The 2,312-nt window shown below is 71.0% G+C and carries 1 protein-coding gene; it reads left to right on the plus strand.

Annotation, left to right across the window (positions count from 1 at the left end):
* Positions 1 to 288: 288 nt before the first annotated feature.
* Entirely contained in the window at positions 289 to 2,115 is a 1,827-nt protein-coding gene (locus tag ABFS34_16525) for a tetratricopeptide repeat protein (protein ID MEN8377031.1), read from the plus strand.
* Positions 2,116 to 2,312 lie beyond the last annotated feature (197 nt).

The following is a 2,312-nucleotide window of genomic DNA, read 5'->3' on the forward strand; positions in this document are numbered from 1 at the left end:
GTCATCCGCGACGGGCGCCGTCCCGGCCACCGAGACGTGGCCTCCCACGCGCACCGCGCGCGAGTAGCCGGCTACGGCGGCCCAGGGGGCGCCGGTGGGAACTAACGTGCGATCGGGCATGGTCGTGATTTCTCTGTCGATGGCGGCGCGGCTAACGTCGGCGAGAGTGCGCGAAACGCCCGGGCAGGCGCAAGGTCCCCACCGGACCCCGTTTGACGCCGCGCGCGCGCCGCCGGATCTTCCGAGAGCCCGCGACTGCAGGGCGAATCGCCGATTGCCAAAGGGACGATGAAGTCCTACCAGCAGCTCTTCGCCGAACTGAAGCGACGCCGGGTATTCCGCGTGATGGCGGTGTACGGCGTCGTCGGGTTCGTGGTGCTCCAGATCGTGGACCTTGCGGTCCCGGCGCTGCTGCTCCCGGAGTGGACCTACCGGTTCGTGGCGCTGATCCTGCTGCTCGGGCTCCCGGTAGCGGTGGTGCTTGCCTGGGCGCTGGAGGTGACACCGGACGGGGTGCGGCGCACGGGCGAGGCCGCCCCGGGCGAGCTTGCAGAGATCATCGCGGCCCCTGCCTCGAAGCGCTGGCCCTCCGGCGTGCTGGCGCTGCTGGGCATCGTCGCTCTGGTCGGCAGCGGCTGGTGGATCGGTCGACGGTCGGTGGTCGACGACACCGATGGCGCGAGCGCAGAGGTCGCCGGCGCCGCCGCGGTACCGGCCGAAGCCGACGATCGCCCCTCCATCGCCGTGTTCCCGTTCGCGGACATGAGCCCCCAGGGCGACCAGGAGTACTTCAGCGACGGCATCACCGAGGAGCTGCTCAACGCGCTCGCCAACGTCCGCGAGCTGAAGGTCGCCGCGCGCACCTCGGCGTTCGCGTTCAAGGGGCGCGACCTGACCGCCGAGCAGCTCGGCGACACGCTGCGCGTGGCCTACCTCGTCGAGGGGAGCGTGCGCAAGGCGGAAAACCAGCTCCGTATCACGGCCCAGCTCATAGACACCTCGGACGGCTCCCACTTGTGGTCCGACCAGTACGACCGCGAGCTGCGCGACGTCTTCGCCATCCAGACGGAGATCGCCGAGGCCATCGCGGACGAGTTGAGGGTTCCCCTGGGCCTGGACGACGCTCGAGACCTCGTCTCGCCGACCGCGAGCCTCGAAGCGTACGACCTCTACCTCGCGGGCCGGGCCCGAATGCGGGAGCGCGGAGCGGGCGTGTTCGAGGCCGCGGAGCTGTTCGAGGCGTCGATCGCGCTGGACTCGACGTGGGCGCCGGCGTGGGCGGGCCTGGCAGAAAGCCGCGCGCTCACGCCCATGTACGCGGACGAGGCGGGCGACTCGGTGTGGGCGGAGAGCCTCCCAGAGGCCGAGACCGCGGCGCAGCGTGCGCTGGAGCTGGACCCGGACAACGCGTCTGCGCTCGTCGCGCTCGGCAACGTGTACCGCGACAGTTGGGAATGGGCAGAGGCCGAGGAGGCCTACCTGCGCGCACTCGCGCTCGACCCGGACGACGTGGAGGCGCACCAGCAGTACGCCGAGTACCTGGGCTTCGTGGGCCGGCTCGACGAGGCGCTGCTCGAGGCACGCCGGGCCCTGAACCTCGACCGCGCGTCCATCCGCGTGAACGTCGCGGCGTACATCGCCGCCTACAACGGGCTGTACGACGAAGCGATCCGGCTTTTTTCGGCGGCAATCGATGCCGAGCCCGATGACCCGCTGCTGGGCTTACACTACGGCGATCGGTTAGCCACCTACGCCTGGGCTGGCAGGTGGGCTGAGGTCCGTCGCGAGCTCCTCTCGGGGAACACCGGCACCCCGGCCGAGATCGAGCGGTGGCGCAGCGCATGGCCTGCCGACGTCGAGCGGCCGACTCCCGCCATCGTGGACGCGCTTGCAGACGGGGCGTGGGATGTCAGCACCGCCATGTGGATCCACCTCGGCCGGCCCGACCGGGCGCTCGACCTCATCGAGGCCAGCTTCACAGTGGTCTCTTTCGGTCTTACCACGCATCTGTGGTCTCCGCCTTTCGAGTCGCTCCTGGGCGAACCCCGCTTCCAGGCGGTGCTGCGGCGGGTGGGGCTCGAAGGCCGACGGCCCACGCGGGTGGGGGCGGAGTGAGGTTGTCTGGCCCCTGAGGTCGGGCGAGCATGACGGGGCCGCCGACTTTTTCGACGAGCTGGCGCGCGACGGGCCGATGTCCCGGTCCGCCATGCGCGCCGCCCACGTTTCCGCGGAAACGTCCCCGGGAGGTCGATGACGCCGGCCGTCGCCCGCCCGCCGCCTCCATCGCAGCCCCCCAGTCCTCCATCGCAGCC

This window comes from Gemmatimonadota bacterium, assembly GCA_039715185.1.
Taxonomy (GTDB): Bacteria; Gemmatimonadota; Gemmatimonadetes; order Longimicrobiales; family RSA9; genus DATHRK01.